The following is a 19,028-nucleotide window of genomic DNA, read 5'->3' as shown; positions in this document are numbered from 1 at the left end:
TGTGGGGAGTGTGGGGGGAAAGATTTCTTCCACATCCTCCCACACCTCCCACACCTCCCACACTCCCCGCTTGCCCATGCCCCATTAACAATTAATCAAAATGCTGAATTATGGCGTCGGCAAATTCAGAACATTTTAAGGGTTCAACAGGCGGTTCTAGCAATCGTGCTAAATCGTAGGTGACTTGAGAGTTGGCGATCGCATCTCCTAAACCTTTCTTAATTAGGTCTGCGGCTTCTTGCCAACCGAGATATTCCAGCATCATCACACCGGACAAAATCACTGAACCAGGGTTAATTTTATCTAACCCGGCGTGTTTGGGTGCGGTGCCGTGGGTGGCTTCAAATATGGCACTGCTATCGCCAATATTTGCCCCTGGCCCCATTCCTAACCCACCGACAATAGCAGCCGCAGCATCAGACAGGTAATCGCCGTTTAAGTTCATTGTGGCCAGAATCGAATACTCATCGGGTCTGGTTTGGATTTGCTGAAAAATACTGTCAGCAATCCGGTCATTTACCAAAATTTTATTTTTCCATTTGCCATCGCCGTGGGTTGCCCAAATTGAGTTAAGAACTGTTTCAACTTCCTTGACAATTTGCGCTTTTTTCTCGTCGGTAAGAGCATCAAACCCCGGATCGATTTGACGGGCATTTTCTTCTAAGGAAATATTGGGATTTTTTTCCTTGTTGCTCAAAATCCAAGATTCCCGTTCGGTGACAGTTTCTTGGCGAAATTCGGTGGTTGCTAGTTCGTAACCCCAATCGCGGAAAGCGCCTTCGGTGTATTTCATGATGTTGCCTTTATGCACCAAAGTCACTTGTTGCTTGTGTTTGGGCAATTGCAAAGCATGTTTGATGGCGCGTCTAACTAGGCGTTGGGAACCAGTTTTACTGATGGGTTTAATACCGATACCAGCATCGAGGGGAATTTGTTTTTTCCCGTGTTCTGGGGTGGCGGGGATGAGTTCTTCGTTGAGAATTTTAATTAAGCGATCGCCAATTTCACTACCTTGTCGCCACTCAATGCCTAAATAAATATCTTCCGTATTCTCTCGATAAACAATTACATCCAGTTTTTCTGGATTTTTGTGGGGTGAGGGTGTCCCTGCATAGTAGCGACAAGGACGCACGCAGGCATACAAGTCGAAAATTTGCCGTAACGCCACATTCAAAGAACGAATTCCACCACCAACTGGGGTAGTTAAAGGCCCTTTAATGGCTACACCATATTCTTCAATTGCCGTTAGAGTGTCTTGAGGTAAATACTGATAAGTACCGTATAAATCGCAAGCTTCATCCCCAGCGTAAACCTTAAACCAACTAATTTGACGCTGACCTTTGTATGCTTTAGCTACCGCAGCATCTAGCACCTTTTGGGTAGCAGGCCAGATATCTATCCCTGTACCGTCACCCCGAATAAAAGGGATAATTGGATTATCTGGTACGATGGGTTCGCCGTTTTTGAAGGTGATTTTTGCTCCACTCGTAGGAGGGGTAATCTTTTCGTACATACTTTAACACTCCTAAAAATATGCTATTGAAATTGGGCATGGGGCGTGGGGGAGCCACTGCGGTCTTGGGGTCTCCCCAAGTAGAGCAAGTGGCGTCATGGGGCATGGGGCATTGGGCAGAGGGGAAAAACTCATCTCCCCAGCTCCTCATACTTCGGCTTTGCTCAGTACAAGTCTCCCCAGCTCCCCATCTCCCCAGTCCCCTGAAGCGCAGATTTTCCCCCTATTTCCTTGTACATTATTTGCGGATCTAGTGTGGGATTGGGTGAAGCGATCGCAATTTTGTACGATCAAAAATAGTAAACTACTTTTCGCTATCACTGCTTCACCTAAGAGAATGCTCGATGGTGACCGCTTTTTTACGCTAGAGCTAATACGAGTAATGGCATGACAGACCCAATGATTTTATCAGGCTCTCCCACTGACATCGACTCCCTCCGACAAACATTAATCGCTGGGTCTATTCAAGTCCAACAACAAACTATCTCACAGCTAGCACAGTTGGGCGATGGGGGATTAGATGTGTTAATGGAATTTTTGCTGAAACGACGTGAAAATCAACCAACTTGGATTGATGGCAAAGCATACCAAGTACTTTACAAGTCTGATGCACCCCAGGCCAAAGAATTTCTGCTCTCGTGGTTTCCTGAGGGAATTGTACCTCTAAAATCAGAGCGCGGGATTAATTACAATCCTTTGCAACAGCTATTGGCACAGCAAGATTTCCAAGCAGCCGATCGCACGACCATCGAAAAAATGTGTGAAATCTCAGGGCCTACTGCTGTACAGCGCAAATGGTTGTATTTTACTGAGGTAGAAAATTACCCTGCTGTGGATTTACAAACCATTAATAATCTGTGGTTAGTCCACTCCGAAGGGAAATTTGGCTTTTCAGTACAGCGAGAAATTTGGTTGAGTTTGGGGAAAAACTGGGAGAATTTCTGGCCAAAAATTGGCTGGAAACAAGGTAATAATTGGACTCGCTACCCCCATGAGTTTACGTGGGATTTAAGCGCACCTAGAGGTCATTTGCCCCTGTCTAATCAACTGCGGGGAGTGCGAGTTTTTGCTTCTTTATTATCTCATGCTGCTTGGACGCAGTTATGAGTTAGGAGTTATGAGTGATGAGTTGAAGAGATTTTAAATTGAAAACTCAAAACTCAAAACTTAAAATTCCTAACTCCTAACTCCTAACTATTAACTTGAATTCGATAATGGCAAACGTTCGTTTAGAAGATATTAAGCGTAGATTTAATAATGTCACCGCTATCGAGGACATTACCTTTGAAATTCCCGATGGAGAATTTTGGGTTTTAGTGGGGCCATCTGGTTGTGGTAAGTCTACAATTTTACGAACGATCGCTGGTTTGGAGAGCGCGACTTCTGGCAAACTCTTTATTGGCGATCGCTTGGTAAATAATATCCCAGCCAGACAACGAGATGTGGCGATGGTATTCCAAAACTACGCTCTTTATCCTCACATGACGGTAGCCCAAAACATTGCTTTTGGGTTACAGATGCGTCAGGTTGACTCGAAGATTATTCAAGAAAGAGTCATGAATGTGGCGCGATCGCTGATGATAGAAAACCTCCTAGATCGCAAACCCAAACAACTTTCTGGAGGACAACAACAACGAGTAGCTTTAGGAAGAGCGATCGCCCGCGAACCACAAGTTTTTTTACTTGATGAACCTTTGTCTAATTTAGATGCTCAATTACGAGATGACACCAGAGCAGAATTAAAACAATTACATCAAGAATTGGGCATCACCACAATCTACGTTACCCACGATCAAGTGGAAGCAATGACTTTGGCTGATAAAATTGTGGTGCTAAATCGCGGACGCATTCAACAAATTGGCGATCCCCAAAGCATTTATGCCAGTCCAGCTAATCAAATGGTGGCCACTTTTTTAGGTAGTCCACCCATGAATATTTTGCCTGTAATCTATCAGAATCTGAGTTTTGATGTGAGTGGACAATTATTTCCCATTCCCACATTTGTGGAGCAAAAATTAAAATTGCGTCAAGGACAAAGTTTGAATTTGGGAATTAGACCGGAACATCTAAAAATCAATACTGATTCTCAATTGAGGACTGAAAACTCAGCAATCTTACAGGTTGAAGTAAAAGTGGTGGAACCTTTGGGAAGAGAAACTTTGATTCGTGCGGGTTTACCTGGTTCGACGACGGTGTTAAATATTCAGACTAGTGGGGATGTGCGTTTGCGTCTTGGCGATCGCCTTTCTCTAGAATTAGATTTAAATGAATTATTTGTATTCGATCCCAACACGGGAGATAAAATTTTCCCTCATGAGTAGAGGAGGATTTGACGCAGCCGGATATTCATCAGATATCAAAACCTTGTAGAGACATTGCAATTGCAACGTCTCTACATCTGTGTACCGCAAATGAATAGGTGATACTATGATACTATCAGGCAATCAACCTCTACCAAATGGGGTATCTTGCTACAGATTTCTGTTTTGTGTCGCCTCAGATAGTCTAAAAATTAAAAATTATAATACATTTTGTTACAGAGTTAGATTCCCCCTACTAATGGTGATACAGTCTCCTTGCCAAAACTCAACAGGAGGCTTTATTTTGTGATTTTATTTGGCAACTGATATTTTTACTCGTAAAATCGAAGACAAGGTCAAGGTCAGTAGAAAAGAGTTCCTAAATTAATGAATCCGTCAATAACTCAGGGTGTAAGAGCTATTAATAAACCCCAGATGATAGACAGAATAAACGATATAGCCTGGCAAGCTCACCAGGGTAGCGTGGCGGCGATTATTCAGCTATTAAACGAAAAGCTGGCTAATTCAGGCGTTAGAACCAGAGCCATTTTTGCTAATGGCGTCTTACAACTGTTATGTGAAGCAGCGAAGGTAGAACAACTAGAGCAATCTTCCCTAGTGCAACAAATCCAACAAACTTTGGAATCCACTGCACCGCGTCATATTCGCCGAGTCAACATCAATAGTAGAATAGTTCGCGAACAGCAATTACTTTGGTTAAAGGAAATATCTACCGATCCTGAGAATCAATTGCTGTGGTCACAGGAAATTACATTAACTCAGCCAAGTATCATAAAACAACTAATTAGTGATTTGACACAAGTCCAAGCGGAACTAGGAAAACCAAATTTTACTAAAACTCCAGTGTCTCGTTCTTTGGTACTAGTTAACAAAGAAAAACACAAAAATAAACGTAAAAACAAGAAGGTATTAGCCGCAGTTAGTCTTTGTTCTTTGTTGTTGCTTGGTTGGTTTGTATACGCCAAGTTAGGTAATAAAATAAAAAACACGATGCAACCAGAGGTTTCCAAATCTTTAACAACACAAAGTACTAAAGAAAATCAAATTCCAGTAACACTAATTACTCCTAATAATAGTGTTTTTGAATCACCTGACGATCCATTTGGAACGGCTGTGCGAATTGCCAACCAAGCCTCTGCTTCTGGGAAAGTAGCCACAAGTTCAACTCAGTGGTTAGAGATAGCTGCTAAATGGCAACGGGCTTCAGATTTAATGAGTACCGTACCAAAAAATCACAATCGCTATCAGGAAGCTAGGATTCGGACTCAACTATATAAAAAATATAGTGAGGCGGCACAAAAAGAAGCATATAAGAGTAAATCTTAGTAACATTTTGTGTGAAATCCTAGCATTTTTCAATGCTCTAGCTAGCAAAGTAAATACCAACCCAAGCAAAGTCTTGGCAAATTTAATTAGTTGTTTATTTGACAGCCTTTTCCATCTATAGGAATCCGGTTTGATGTCTGAAATTATTTGTGTAGTCAGGCAAAAGGCAATAGGGAACAGGCAAAAGGGTTTCAGAGAATGTGGATGTACGGAGTTATTTTCACCCAATCAAATAAGAGTCCTCTATTTGCAGCAGATATTTCGTAGGAGCACAGCAATGCTGCGCCCCTACAGTGTTATTGGCTACCTAAAAATTGCTGCAATCTTAAAAATAAATTTTTACTATTTGAATAAATATTTTAAATAGTAGTTTGAAAATTTTAATTCTCAATTATTTTACTTCTCGCACTTCACCAAGACGTGTAAAACGAATTTCAATGCGTCGTCGGTTTGGTTCAGACTGACGTTTTTGTTGTGGAATGGGAGCAAATTCACCACTTGGTAATATTAATTGTGCCGCAGAATAGGCGCGAAATCTGATACCAGCCATTTTATTTTGTTGTTGAATTTTTAGTAGTTCTTTTACCACTGCAAGAGAACGCATTAATCCTAAATCAGCGTTAGAACCAGGCTTAAGTGTACTAACTGAACCTCCTTGGTTAGCTGCTACTTCTAAATTGTTGTCTAAATTACTGCTGATAATGCCAATGGGTTGTTCGTCAGTGTGTCCAATAACTTCAACTGTATTAATGTTGTAAGTTTTTGCGGTTTTTTCTATATCAGGTACGAGTTTATTTGTAATAAAATTCAACATGGTTGGTGGAATTACAGCGCTACCTGGATCGAATCTAGAATTTTCATCTTTAATGAGTAAAATGGGTGGCGTTCCTGGATTAGTTATTTGCGATATTGTATATTTGGTGCTGGCTAGTAGCAATAATAGTAGCAAAATCATGAAGGCATTAGACATCAAGTCTGTAAAAGCCGGCCAAATATTTAAATCTTCATTGTAGTCAGTATGTCGCGAACGACGAACCATAAATTTTGTTAATTTGGGATTTTAGATGTCGGATTAAATAAAAGAATTGATTACAAAGGATTACTGAGAATTTCAAATAATAGACTATATACCAATTTATATTAATATTAAAAATTTAATTTGTGTTTATTTGCTTTTCCATTCTCTGTCTCAATTGAGAAATTTCATTTTTGATATTATTGACATCTTGATTAAATTGTTGAACATTACTAATTAACATTTCTATACCTTGTTTATTTATTTCTGTTTGTTGAATAATTCCCTTAATTATCATAGCGCTGACATTTTTGTATTCAGTATTAAATTTATCATTGTTATTTTGAATAATATCGATAAAATCTGATTTCGACATATCCATTTTGACAATGAATTGATTGGCAAATCCTTCAAAATTGGTGGCGACGGTTTTAATTTGTTGGTTGTTATAACCGATTTGCTGTGATAAATTTAAAATCAGGCGATCGCCTAATGTTTCAACCGCTAAATTAGTTTGTTCTGTATGGTTTTTGACAAGTTCTACTAATTTTGTAAAAGTCTCAGATTTACTAACAATTTCTTTCTCTAATTTGTCAAGTTTATTAATTGCTCTGGAAAAACTATTTGCTCCCTGTTTGAGTTGGGGAATAATCTCACCCAGGGAGTTTTGATTATTTTGATGCAACTCTAAAACTTGAATTGCAGTTTGATTGCTATTTTTAATATCTAATCCTAAAGCAGTTAATTCTCCACTACAACGCTGCACTTCTACTACTGCTTGTTGAATAAATTTAGTAGTCTCGGCTAAACTGGCAGCGGATTGGGAAAATCTTTCTTGTATGGTAGCCAAATCGCCCGTAGCTGCTGATAATTTTTGCGGAAACTGACTCTTAGCAAATATTTCCGCAGACTGTTTAAATACATCAGATTTTTTATTCAGTTCATCAATTGTGTGTTTAAATTCATTAGCAGCCGCAGATATAGTCCCAGCAGCTTCATAAAATCTTTCATAAACTTGTGTGGCTAAATGACGAGCTTCTTCATTTCCTTGCTTCATTTCTTTAACTACACTTTTCATCGGTTCTTCTATTGCTTGCCGCATTGTAGAACCAAATCTAGTTAAAAATTGATCTTGCTGAGATACCATTTTATTGACAATTTTATCAAGGCGAGTATCACCTTGTACTTTAGGATGGTAAATATTATCTAGATAATCTTCCAGGGAACTAATAAGTCTATATTTAGCAAAACTAGTATTTTTCAACCAATTAAATAATGTTAATACAGTACTAAAAAAAAGTCCCGTTAAGCTTGTGATGAAAGCAATACTCATACCTTCCAACGGTTTTTTTAATTCTGCAAGTAAACCACTAACATTAGTACTATTCGTTTGATTGATTGTTTGACTAAGTGTACCTAAATTAATCGTAATGCCGAAAAAAGTACCAAGTAACCCAAAGGCTAAGAGTAAATTGGGGAGGATACGACAGAAGTAATCTATTTGTTCGCAGGTAAATCCCCCAACTTTTTCTTGGCTATAAATTTGGTCTATTAATGCAGCTGTATTAACTTGGTCTAAGTTGCTACTAGCTTCTTTAAATCTTTCTTGTAACTTGTCTACTATTTTGGGTTGCTGTCCAGATGGTTGTCTATTAATTAATCTTCTTACCTTTTCTTCTACATTTATCAGATGTCGATGGAGAGCTAAGCGATAAAAAATGGTAGTGATAGATGGTAAAACTACAAATAAAAGGGTGAGAATAATTAACTCAAGAGGTATTGGTGGCATGAAAATAATTTGTGAATTTGTAAAGATATATAAAATAGTTTGGTGTTCGCCAAACTAAAAAATAGACTTATAGAGGGTACTGAGCGAAGATTCTTTGTTTTTCGCGATCGTATTCTTCTTCTGTAATTAATTCATCAGCTAAATCTTGTTTCAGACGTTCTAATTCTAAGCGTCTTTTCGCACGATTATCAGTATAATCTAATTTGGATGAGTGATTAATAGAATCGACTGGAGAGTCAATCACGATTTCATCACTAAATGCTGGCTGATTTACTGTATTTTTCGCTGGCGTAATACTACGATTTTGTAAATTTTTAAATCGCTCATTTATCTTTCTCCGAAAGCGATTGATAATTCCCTCTTTAGCTGTAGGGTCAAGATTGGGGGAAATTCCAATTACTGCTATTTTATAGGGGTAATTCGGATGATCTTCCGGCAAACTATGTACTTCTTCAATAAACTGTTTAAGTTTAGGTGAATATGTACTATCCCAAAGTTCAGGTTCTCTGGCAATGACAGCAATTTCATTATCTAAAAGCTGTTGCAAAGCTTCAGTCATATCCTGGCGGTTAGCAAGTTCCTCTAAAGCTTGACTCCACTCTAGACTTAAACCAGCAATATTATAGCTATAGCGTAATTGATCGTAATATTGAAATTCTAATTGTTTATTTTCCTGATTATTTGTTAATAATTCCAATGCCAGAGAAGGATAAAAAATATCTTCTAACTCTTCCATTTTTTTTGCATCAGGCGGAATGATATCGGGAAAAGAAACGTTATGGTCGTTATGCAAAAAAGAAGAAGCAGAATGTTGTTCTCGTAAATACGGATTCCTCATTTTTTCCAGACTACTAATTAATCTGAGGGGAAAACCAGCATATTCATTAACAATTAAAATTTCGTCTTCTGCTTGTGTTGCTTTTAAAACACTGGGTTCGACTCCGATATCTTGTGTGAGTAAAGTTTTAAACTGTCTAACTTCTGAATCATCTGTATCTTTAAAACCGACTAATTTACTACTTTTAGCCGGGTCTTCACGAAAATAAGGGTCGCTTAAATTCAAACGCAACAGTGGTTCTGCTTCTTGCATCACTTGTGCTAAACGAGTTGAACGCACTGCTAACGAGTAGTTTTGCATAAATCGCTTAATCACAGAATTGACAATATTAATACTTCGAGAAGCAAATAATTTATCAACTTTGAGATCGATTTCTTTTTGTAACTGGTCTACAGTACTGCGTTCTCTATTGATAAAACTCGCTAAAGACAGTCCTCTACCAGTTTGTTCTGTAATTGTGGAACTAACTAACACAAATTGCCTACGGGAATCATCTGTAGGTAAAATAGTTTGATAGCAGCTATCAATATCTTCACTATCAAATATTGCTTCACCGCTCATTTCGTCAAAATTCAATTGCCTCAAGTCCCTATCTTGCTTTTCGTAGAAACTTTGTAAATCTTCTACTAAGCTATTAAATGCTGCAACTTGAGTTGCTCTTTCTTGGACGTGCTTTTGTAACTGATTCACAACTTTTAGCGCTTCTTGCACAATTGTGACATCGAAGTTATGCTGAATAATTTTGCAGGCTTCCTGGATTGATTTTCTAGCTTCGTCTTGAAATTGGCTATTTTTATTATTTAGTAAAGGAATACTCGCCTTTTGTTCGATATCCTCCATTGTTTGTTCGGTATCGCGCCATCTCCTTTCTAAATCTTCTATAATTCTCATTCCTCCATTATCAGTAATTTTTTCTTGCAAATTTAACTGATAGTTATGCAATTCATGTTGCAATGCATCTAGCCAATCACGGGTACTTTTAATGGAGAAATTAGCATCTGTGGGTGTAAGTAATTGACTAAGATATTCATCAATATTACTTTTGAGTTCCTTAGCAATATTGGGAGAAACCTGTATCAATTTTGTCAGCCAAATTCCCCTAGTGCTTTCAGTTTCACCAGGCTGGACTTTACGGAATTGTTCTCTAAATTCTCTTGGCAATTGTCCGCGAATATCAGTGCGATTTTCACGCTTTTGACACTCTGAAATTTGTCGTTCTAGTTTATTTCTCCAAGCACTGATAGTATTGCGAAAACTCTTATTATTTTCTTGGACTGATTCTGCCAGTTTGCTAGTAAAGTTATCCTTGCTTTCTGGGTCGTTGTGCCAATGATTTTGAATCAGGAATTGTTCGATTAAATTTAATGGATCTGGACTTTGACCTTTGCCGTTTAACCAAAATTTAACTAGTTCCAAACTAACGCGGTTCAAAGCAATTTGCACTATAGTATCGCGGGGAAAATAAATAGCCGCTAAGCCAAATGTTAAGTAACGCTGGGTATTAGGACGCGGGTGTTTATCCCACTGAATCATGTGTTGAAGAAAATTATCTCTACTGGCTTTAATTGCTGGTGCTAATTCACTGGAAAAATCGAGAGCAATTTTATGAGCGATGACGTTACATAGCTTACCTTGGAAAAGAATCGAATATTCGCCTCCAGTTTGACTAGATACTAAATATGTGTAGTCAAAAGGCGGACGCTGTTCTTGAATAAAAGTTAAATTTGCAATGTCATAAAAAGCTTCAAATTTTGTCCCTGGCGTACTATAGTAATTTAATTCTTTGAGAGCAGCATAAGTATTGGCGCTCATGCTAGGAGCATTGCCATATAATTCTGGACTAACGATTAAATAGCTGAATATTTGGGCGCTTTGGTCGCCATAAAGATGCCGCAGACTATAAGCAATATCCAAAAACATACCGCTACCAGTACCGCCACAAAGAGAACCAACTACAAAAATGCTCAATCCTGGTTCGACTCTCAAACCTGCTTTTAGCAATAAAGAATCATGTCCTCTAGTGCGTCTTTCTGCGCTTTCAATTGCTGTTTTAATCTTTTGATAATTATGAAAAAAAGCTAGTCTTCCTACAGGTCGAATACCTTTTGCACCTTCTTCAACTGCTTTAATATTTCGCAATAATTGTGGTGGAAACCATCTGCCAATATGGTCATAAGGGCCGTGACGAGTATATTCTGAGCGTCGCTCCAGTCCTTGAATAAACATACTAACTTCATTGGAGGACATTGTAGCGCTAACTTTTTCTGCCTCTTTAAAGCTGAGGTCTACACCATGATAGGTACTTCCTGTGCGAATACCAGTTATTTGGGTTGCGGCTTTATCTGTGTCAATGTGAATGAAACTGACAATTGGCAAGTTGCTTAAATCACCATAACGGTCAACAATTAACCGTCGAATTCTCATTAATACATCGCGTCCAGTACCGCCTAAGCCAATACAAATTGTGCGATTAATTCCCCGATATTGAAATTCATTTGTAGTTGCTTGACTCATAGTATGCACCTAATAATAATTATTTTTTAAGTTTAATAATGATTTCGTAGTCGCGTTTACGATATGGACAATTAATGCGAAATTTAGATTTATTTATGAGAGTACGTGAGGTAATTTCGCGCTCGTTGTAATAAATTGCTGCCAAATTAGTTGGTACTAAATAAAGTTTTTCACCTTTGCGCTCTAAATATGCTCTAACTTCTTCTCCTGGACAGTCAATAGAATCTACACAAGTGGAATCATATTCACCAATTGCAATTCTTTTATTATTTGGCAAAGTACATTTTTGGTCTTCTGGCTTGGCTGTGACTTCAAAATCGACTATTAATTCCCATTTTTTTCGCAATCGATATACTTTTAATCCAGCTAAAATAAGTGCAATAAATATTAATATTGAGAATAATCCAGGCAACCATAATTTTTTCACTAAATAAGGCGTAACTAAACAGGTTTCTTGATTACCTGGTGCTGGCGTGCAAAATTCCTGGACTGTAGGAGCAATGTCTACTACTGTGAGTTTATATTCTTGATTATTCTGTGTTTTAATTGATAGCGATCGCCTATTAATCGGTAAACTATTAATCCATGCTTGTCGTTGTTGGCTTTCTGGAGAATCTGCTAGGCGAAAGGGACTACCAGCAGGTGTTTCTATCCAAGTATCTGAGGTAATTCCTGGTTTTGTAAATAAAGGTGCATCACTAATCCAAACCACTGATTGCGGCTTGATGTTTTGATTTGCTTGTAGGCGATTTTGATTAATCTGAGCTAGACCTTGATAAATAGTCAACTCAGCTTGCTGAATATCTGTACCGTAATATCTCAGGTCTGGGGAAGGAATTTTTCCTAAAATTTTGTCAATATTTTCTTGATTTTGACTACTGAAATATATGGGTGCGCCCAACGGATTTGCATCCGATTTCACCTCATTTAAAACTATATCTTGAGCAAAAGGAATAACGTATACAGTATCTCCGGGTTTGAGGCTATCGGTAATAATTTGACGTAAGCGAATACGACCTTCATCATTCAATCCCACGCTTTCTGTCAAATCAATGGCTAAGACAACATCTCGTCCGCCACCCAAAATGGCAACTAAATCTAAGCCAACTTTTTGTGTAGAAGTAAGTGTTTGCCCCGGAGTAATTTTGTTTGTATCCACAAATAATACAAATTATTAAATAATGTATCGAACTTTTTATATAAATATTTAGTAAATGTAATTTGTGCTTTCATCTCCATATAAAAATGGTCATGATAAAAACTCCAACTATATTATTTACGCACTCGCGAATAGTAAGCTGTGCTTTTTGCGTTACTCAGACAAAGGGAGTTCAGTATGCGATGACTTTTGCTTGAAGTCTATTATCACATACTGTATACATTATGACTGGTGACTGAAAATTTATAGTATTGTTGGGAAAAGGGTTTTTATTTGCCCTTTCCCCACTTCTCTTAGAACGCCAGATAATTTGGCCTAATTTAAAAGTTCTCCAGTTTCTTGGAGGGAGTGCAAGCGGCGATAAATACCCTCGTGACGTAAAAGTTCGTCGTGGCTACCCACTTCTACAATCCTTCCTTGGTCTAGCACTACAATTTTATCTGCTTCCCGTACTGTACTCAGACGGTGGGCGATGACAATGGTGGTGCAAGTACCTTGGATCGATCGCATTGCTAGCTGAATTGAACGTTCTGACTCATAATCTAAGCTGGAGGTGGCTTCGTCAAAAACCAGCACGTCTGGTTTTACTAACAACGCCCTAGCAATTCCCAAACGTTGTCTTTGTCCTCCAGATAAGCGAACGCCTCGTTCTCCAACAACGGTGTAATAACCTTGGGGTAAGTGCTGCACCACTTCATCGACTCTCGCAATTTGACAAGCTTCTCGAACCTCCTCCAAACTGGCATCCCGCTTACCATAGGTGAGATTTTCCAATAGCGTACCGTTAAAAACGTCTACTTCTTGATGAACGATCGCTAATCTTCGTCTATATTTACCCACATCTAAAGTGCGAATATCTTGACCATCAATGAAAATTTCACCTGATTGAGGTTCAAAATATCGCAACAGCAATTTCACTAAAGTAGACTTTCCAGAACCAGAACGCCCCACTAATGCCACTGTTTGATATGGCTCAATCAACAAGTTAATGTCTTGCAAAACTTGAAGATTGGGATTATATCCAAAATTTACATGGAAAAATTCAATTTTTCCAGTGAATTTATAAGCTGATTCTGTCTGATTATTCTCTTCTACAAGACCAATAGAATCTTCTCCAGTTGGTTCTTGAAGAAATTCGTGAAACCGCAACATAGAGGAATAACGACGGGCAAAGCTTTCTGCCAAAGTACTAATAGGTTCTAGTTCGGCATAAGCCATGCTAGAAAGAGTTAAAACCATGATAAAATGACCGAGAGAAATTCTCCCGTCCACCGTTGCGGCTAAAGTTAATCCCAAAATTGCAAACACACAAAACTGAATTACGCTTCTTTGCCAAATAGACAGTTTCACATAACCTACGTGGACGCGATCGATAACTAGTTTTAGCTCTCGATCTAATCTCTGGTTTTGTCGCTTCAATTCCTTAGCTTCTGTAGCAAAGGCTTTCACAGTTTTGATATTTGTAATCAATTCGGAAGTGCGGCTTTCGGTATCTTCCATATATTTATCTAGAAGAGTTTCGTGCCAAATTAGCCGCTGTAAGTGCTTCAATGTGAAGCCAAGAATAAACACAAAAGAAATTAAATACAAAACTGCAATTCGCCATTCGATGACTAAAATAAATACAAAAATTGCCAGTACACGAATCAATTTAGGAATCAATTGTCCGGCAATTTCGGGATATGAAAAAGTATGGTTCCCAATACCTCTAGCTACACGCCCAGCAATGCGTCCCGGATTATTTTCATCATAAAATTCTAGTGGCAGGGTGAGAATTTTTTCGATGGCTGTTTGGCTTTGATAGCGACGCCGCCTTAAAGCAATAGCCCAATGATACCAAATTGTTAACCAAGGTTGTGTAGGCGCTCTCACTACAGTGACAACAAAAATTAAACTCAGTAATACTCCCAAAGATAGAGATTTATTCACTGGGTAATTTATGATGTCAGAAAAAGTTGCAATGGCACTTGCAAGGGGTTTATCCAACGGTTCATTGGACAAAACATTTAAAATCTGCCCAATCACATAAGGTACAACTAAATCAATAACCTCGTAAATGCTAGATGCTGTGATACTGAAAACACTCTGCTTCCAGTCAGCACGAAAGTAACTGACAATATCTCGAAATGTCGCCATGATGCACACCTTCCAAGAGCGCGATCGTGAGCTTGGAACTTATAAGTTACAGGTATACTACAAAATAGTCAAGGGCTAAAAGTTGAAATCACTCCTTTGAATTAGTAAGTACTTGTGCGGGGACAAATTGCAAATGATAGCGATAAAGAGCTACTGGGCGAGAACCTGCGATAAAATAATTTGGATCTTGGGGTGAAAGATAAACAGCAGTGACTTGATCCGCTTCAATTGCTGGATTATCCGCCATCACTTTGTGGTAAGCCGTGGTAGATTCTACAGAATTTAAATAAGGACGAGAACTGCCTTTAAATAGTTGTTGAAATACTTCTGTTGTCACAAACTTACCATCAGGAGTAGTTTCTGTAGCCCGTGCAGTAACAGTGGAAACTAGCTGGCGACTGCTACGCAAAAATGTAATTTGACGATTAGGTGAATCTGGATCTACTTTAACTGCTAACACCGCTTCATTTCCTAAAGAAGCCCGTGCCAAATTCAAACTATTAAATGCTCTATCTGCTACTAAAATTGGTGATTTGCTATCTACCCAAGGAAGTATTTTAAATCCAGTATTACGTGGTTGTTCTTTGATAAATCTTACTAGAAAACTTACAGGTTGATTCAATTGTCGGCGATTACCTTCAAACCCCGGCGTCACAATATCTGGAGCTAAAGGCGCAACCAAATCTATTAACGTACTTGTTACCTCCCAAGTGCCAGCCATCCACTCAGGGTAAACTAAATCACCCGATGCTGGTTGTACGGAAGTTAATTTTTCCCACTGAGGAAAGTTAGCTAAGCGTTGAGACAACTCCCCTGCAACGGCTTCTCCACTTCCTAAGAAGAATAAAATCAGCAAACAAAAACTCCAAATACTCTTAATTATAAACATGAGTAATTTTGTATTAAACATTGATTATTTATTGATGAAAAATGAATATATTCAGTCCGATTTGATTAATGAACTGATGTGTATGGGCAGACAAAATCTTTGCAACAAAATGAATTAGCCGTAGTGGTGTACAATTTTACAGATCTACCAACATACAATCCTCAATTCTGTTACAAATATGACCGAAAGCTCAAAGGATACAAACCCCTGAATTTATTGATGGGGATGATTAATTTAGAATTTTAAATTTTTAATTCGGAGCAAAGCGACGTGACATTGGCACTAGGTATGATTGAAGTTTACGGCGTTCCCACAGCAGTGGAAGTGGGAGATGCCATGTGTAAAGCTGCCCGTGTGACGCTTGTGGGGTATGAAAATACTGATTTGGGACGAATTACTGTGTTAATTCGTGGAGTTGTGGGCGAGGTGGATGTGGCAATAACCGCAGGGCTAAAGGCAGCGTTGCGTGTAAACGGTGGTGAGGTGCTTTCTGAGCATATTATTCCCCGCCCCCACGAAAATTTAGAATATGTTTTACCCATTTATCGCAGTGCCAATGTGGAACAATTTAGCGCAGATATTCGATTTCCTCCACCCCTGTCTGTGTAGAGACGTAGTAGAGACGTAGCAATGCTGTGTAGAGACGTAGCATTGCTACGTCTCTACAAAGGCTTAGGATAAAACAGAATTAATTTCATCAAATGTCTAATTAAATTTCAGCTGGTAAAGGTTGCCAAATTTCACCGTACTTTTCTTTTAAAGCTTGCCAATTTTCCACTTGTCCTGGTTCATATTCTCCTGGCTTACCCCATTGCAAAAATAAGCTTAAAGCTGGCTCTTGTTTATCATCTAAAAACCGAATGGCATAAGTTGTAAAATTACCTCTTTTTGCTTCCCCTGTTTCAAATTTCACTTGAGTAATTCTGTCCATATTCAAGTGAAATTCAAAACCTTCGGTGTGCATATTTGCATATTTACCCTTGGGTAATTCTGCATAAAATAGCTTTTCTAACTTACCCCTTGCTTCCAAAACAGCAGCACTGCTAGTAACAATTAGACGCAAAGTTCCTAGATTTTCACAAGCCGCTAAAAATTCTTTTAATGTTGTGGTCATTTGTTATTTGTCCTGAGTTATTAGTCATATCTATTTTTCATGTTGTTCATAAGCAGCGACAATTCGCTGAACTAATGGATGGCGAACAACATCTTTTTGGGAAAATTCACAAAAGGCGATGCCTTCTACATGTTTTAAAATTTGCAATGCTATTGTTAGGCCTGATGGTTGGTTGAGTGGCAAATCTGTTTGGGTAATATCGCCTGTAATTACCATTTTGGAACGAAAGCCCAAACGAGTTAAAACCATTTTCATCTGACCTGGTGTAGTATTTTGGGCTTCATCTACAATTACAAAGGCATTATTCAGAGTACGTCCCCGCATATAAGCCAGTGGTGCAACTTCAATGACACCGCGTTCCATTAAATTGGGTACTTTTTCGGGGTCGATGAATTCGTAAATAGCGTCGTAAAGTGGGCGGAGGTAGGGATTGACTTTTTGTTGCAAGTCTCCAGGTAAAAAGCCGAGTCGTTCGCCTGCTTCTACGGCAGGACGAGTTAAAATGAGTTTTTCAAATTGATTGGCTAGGAGTGCTTGGACGGCCACAACTACAGCCAGATAAGTCTTACCAGTACCGGCAGGCCCAATACCAAAGGTGAGGTCTCGTTTGCGTATTGCCTCGATGTATTGACGTTGACGAAAGGTTTTGGCGCGAATTTCTTCGCCTCGGCGGCTTCTGGCGAGGACATCTCGTTGTAAATCTTGCAGTTCGCCTTGCCGATCGCCATCTATGGCTTGACGAGCTGTTAAAATATCGGCACTGGATATTGTATTGCCTTTAGTCCACAGTTCTTCAAGCGATCGCACTAATTTCGTCGCCAGTTCAATTTGCTTATCTGTACCAGAAATCAGTAATTCTTGTCCGCGCAACACTAAATTAGCTCCTGTTTGCCGAGATAGAAATTTGAGATTTTCTTCTCCATCTCCTGCAAGAGCAATGGCACTGGAAATATTTGGCAACTGAATTGTTGAAGCACCTACCATAAGTAATTTTAGATTTGAGTCGCACCCTTGGTGCGCTTTGAGCACAACTTAAATTTGGGATTTGGAAATTATTTTTTTGGTATTGCCAATTTCATGCATGAAAACGTGGGTGCGCGATTTCAAAATCTTTTTAGAGACGTTGCAATTGCAACGTCTCTAAAACTAAGGTTTCTTTGATTTATTAACGAACAACTTTACGTGCGAGTTCTGCTTTGCGCTTCCGCCGCAAACTGGGTTTTTCGTATCTTTCACGACGTTTGATTTCGGATAAAATTCCGGCTTTTTGAATTTTCTTTTTAAAGCGTCTTAGTGCTGAGTCAATTGACTCATTTTCACCCAAACGAATTTCAGCCACTCCCTGGTTCACCTCCTTACAGGGATTATCACGGTTGTATATGACTATCAGCTAGTTTGATCAGTATGTAATTGATGGCAAGATTCAAAAAAATAGATTTTTGCTACTTTCCATCTCCACAAAAATTCTGAGCGGAGGTAACCACAACCGCTCAGACTTGTTTTTCTAGTTTTAATCTAGCGGATACGGGGTTTAACAATGGGTTTGGGCCCATTTGTTCGCGGTTCTCTTGTTTTTGGTGGTGGCGGCAATCGATCCTCTGTGTCTTCATCAAAAGACATACCCTCCCGACCTGGAGTAGTGCTGCCGTAGATATCCAGGTATACTGATTGCCCAGCTGCGGCTGCGGCTGCGGCAATTACTGTACGAATTGCCTGAATATTACGTCCTCCTCGACCAAACACTTTTCCTTTATCTGTGCTGTCAAAGGCGATGCGAATCCAAACCCGATTTAGGGTTTGGGAAATTTCACTATCGACGCTTAAAGTCTCTGGAGATTCTAAAAACGGCTGTACCAAAAACTTAACAAGCCCAACATAATTGGGACTGGCTTTTGGGGAGTTTGTTCCGAAATTATGATGCGGCTGTGGCACTGACCTGTTCAAAAACATTGGCTTTTACTAAGATGCGACGTACCGTGTCAGTAGGTTGAGCGCCTTGTTGTAGTCGCTTGACGATGCCGGGAACATCTAGTCGCACTTCATCAGTTCTGGGGTTGTAGAATCCCAACTCTTCTAGGGGACGACCATCGCGACGAGCGAGGCTATTAATGGCTACAATGCGGTAACTTGCTTCCCGCTTTTTACCGTATCGCTTCAAGCGCAGTTTGATCATGGTTGAAGAATCATTCTCCTGTTATTAGGTATGCCGAAATGCTAATTTTAGCACTGGTCTAGTGTTTGATGCTATTTTCTGGGCAATGGGCATTGGGCAATGGGCATTGGGCAATGGGCATTGGGCAAGCAGGAGGTGTGGGAGGTGTGGGAGGATGGGGAAGAAATCTTTCCCCCCACACTCCCCACACTTCCTTGTCTCCCCATCTCCCCATCTCCTCATCTCCCTCATACCCCATGCC

At 39.2% G+C, this 19,028-nt stretch carries 16 protein-coding genes and 1 pseudogene; 4 read left to right on the top strand and 13 right to left on the bottom strand.

What is annotated here, in order from left to right:
• Nucleotides 1–91: 91 nt before the first annotated feature.
• Nucleotides 92–1,513, bottom strand: a complete 1,422-nt coding sequence (locus GNE10_RS17510) for an NADP-dependent isocitrate dehydrogenase (RefSeq protein WP_185566272.1) — start codon at nucleotides 1,511–1,513, stop codon at nucleotides 92–94.
• Nucleotides 1,514–1,900: 387 nt separating this feature from the next.
• On the opposite strand from GNE10_RS17510, the gene GNE10_RS17505 reads away from it, so the two are divergent.
• The 3 genes from GNE10_RS17505 (at nucleotide 1,901) to GNE10_RS17495 (ending at nucleotide 5,160) form a co-directional block, all read left to right on the top strand.
• Nucleotides 1,901–2,620 (top strand): GUN4 domain-containing protein, encoded by a 720-nt coding sequence (locus GNE10_RS17505; protein ID WP_185566271.1) that lies wholly within the window; start codon nucleotides 1,901–1,903, stop codon nucleotides 2,618–2,620.
• A gap of 107 nt (nucleotides 2,621–2,727) precedes the next feature.
• Nucleotides 2,728–3,834: an ABC transporter ATP-binding protein gene (locus tag GNE10_RS17500; RefSeq protein ID WP_185566270.1), complete on the top strand. Its 1,107-nt coding sequence runs from the start codon at nucleotides 2,728–2,730 to the stop codon at nucleotides 3,832–3,834.
• A 414-nt stretch (nucleotides 3,835–4,248) separates the two neighbouring features.
• A complete protein-coding gene (locus GNE10_RS17495) occupies nucleotides 4,249–5,160 on the top strand; it encodes a hypothetical protein (RefSeq protein WP_185566269.1) in 912 nt (303 codons plus the stop codon).
• Nucleotides 5,161–5,551: 391 nt separating this feature from the next.
• On the opposite strand, the gene GNE10_RS17490 is transcribed toward GNE10_RS17495, so the two are convergent.
• The 6 genes from GNE10_RS17490 to GNE10_RS17465 all read right to left on the bottom strand — a co-directional run bounded on the left by GNE10_RS17490 (nucleotide 5,552) and on the right by GNE10_RS17465 (nucleotide 15,500).
• On the bottom strand, nucleotides 5,552–6,199 hold the full coding sequence (locus tag GNE10_RS17490) for a flagellar motor protein (protein WP_099071913.1): 648 nt from the start codon (nucleotides 6,197–6,199) through the stop codon (nucleotides 5,552–5,554).
• A 115-nt stretch (nucleotides 6,200–6,314) separates the two neighbouring features.
• Entirely contained in the window at nucleotides 6,315–7,964 is a 1,650-nt protein-coding gene (locus GNE10_RS17485; protein WP_185566268.1) for a hypothetical protein, read from the bottom strand.
• A gap of 67 nt (nucleotides 7,965–8,031) precedes the next feature.
• Complete coding sequence (locus GNE10_RS17480) at nucleotides 8,032–11,316, bottom strand: tubulin-like doman-containing protein (protein ID WP_185566267.1); 3,285 nt, start codon at nucleotides 11,314–11,316, stop codon at nucleotides 8,032–8,034.
• Between the two features lie 19 nt (nucleotides 11,317–11,335).
• Nucleotides 11,336–12,475, bottom strand: a complete 1,140-nt coding sequence (locus tag GNE10_RS17475) for a VWA domain-containing protein (protein WP_185566266.1) — start codon at nucleotides 12,473–12,475, stop codon at nucleotides 11,336–11,338.
• 315 nt (nucleotides 12,476–12,790) lie between these two features.
• Nucleotides 12,791–14,611 (bottom strand): ABC transporter ATP-binding protein, encoded by a 1,821-nt coding sequence (locus GNE10_RS17470; protein WP_185566265.1) that lies wholly within the window; start codon nucleotides 14,609–14,611, stop codon nucleotides 12,791–12,793.
• A gap of 88 nt (nucleotides 14,612–14,699) precedes the next feature.
• Nucleotides 14,700–15,500: a DUF6816 family protein gene (locus tag GNE10_RS17465; protein WP_185566264.1), complete on the bottom strand. Its 801-nt coding sequence runs from the start codon at nucleotides 15,498–15,500 to the stop codon at nucleotides 14,700–14,702.
• A 270-nt stretch (nucleotides 15,501–15,770) separates the two neighbouring features.
• Between GNE10_RS17465 and GNE10_RS17460 the strand changes: the two genes are divergently transcribed.
• The gene (locus tag GNE10_RS17460) at nucleotides 15,771–16,109 is read left to right on the top strand and encodes a carbon dioxide-concentrating mechanism protein CcmK (protein WP_185566263.1); all 339 of its coding nucleotides are present in this window, start codon (nucleotides 15,771–15,773) and stop codon (nucleotides 16,107–16,109) included.
• Nucleotides 16,110–16,209: 100 nt separating this feature from the next.
• Here GNE10_RS17460 and GNE10_RS17455 read toward each other — a convergent pair whose 3' ends face one another.
• The 6 genes and pseudogenes from GNE10_RS17455 to GNE10_RS17430 all read right to left on the bottom strand — a co-directional run.
• A complete protein-coding gene (locus GNE10_RS17455) occupies nucleotides 16,210–16,614 on the bottom strand; it encodes a ChuX/HutX family heme-like substrate-binding protein (protein ID WP_185566262.1) in 405 nt (134 codons plus the stop codon).
• A gap of 30 nt (nucleotides 16,615–16,644) precedes the next feature.
• Nucleotides 16,645–17,598, bottom strand: coding sequence for a PhoH family protein (locus tag GNE10_RS17450; RefSeq protein ID WP_099071906.1), 954 nt, complete (start codon nucleotides 17,596–17,598; stop codon nucleotides 16,645–16,647).
• A 181-nt stretch (nucleotides 17,599–17,779) separates the two neighbouring features.
• Complete coding sequence (rpsU, locus tag GNE10_RS17445; RefSeq protein ID WP_099071905.1) at nucleotides 17,780–17,953, bottom strand: 30S ribosomal protein S21; 174 nt, start codon at nucleotides 17,951–17,953, stop codon at nucleotides 17,780–17,782.
• A 176-nt stretch (nucleotides 17,954–18,129) separates the two neighbouring features.
• The gene (locus tag GNE10_RS17440; RefSeq protein WP_185566261.1) at nucleotides 18,130–18,564 is read right to left on the bottom strand and encodes a KH domain-containing protein; all 435 of its coding nucleotides are present in this window, start codon (nucleotides 18,562–18,564) and stop codon (nucleotides 18,130–18,132) included.
• On the bottom strand, nucleotides 18,527–18,787 hold the full coding sequence (rpsP, locus tag GNE10_RS17435; protein WP_073644048.1) for a 30S ribosomal protein S16: 261 nt from the start codon (nucleotides 18,785–18,787) through the stop codon (nucleotides 18,527–18,529). Before rpsP ends, GNE10_RS17440 begins: the two co-directional genes overlap by 38 nt.
• A 58-nt stretch (nucleotides 18,788–18,845) precedes the next feature.
• Nucleotides 18,846–19,028, bottom strand: a pseudogene (locus tag GNE10_RS17430) (hypothetical protein); the annotation flags it as partial.

This window comes from Nostoc sp. 2RC (assembly GCF_014222165.1).
Lineage (GTDB): Bacteria > Cyanobacteriota > Cyanobacteriia > Cyanobacteriales > Nostocaceae > Nostoc > Nostoc linckia.
Note: the sequence above shows the minus strand (reverse complement) of the source record. Positions and strands in the feature narration are given on the sequence as shown.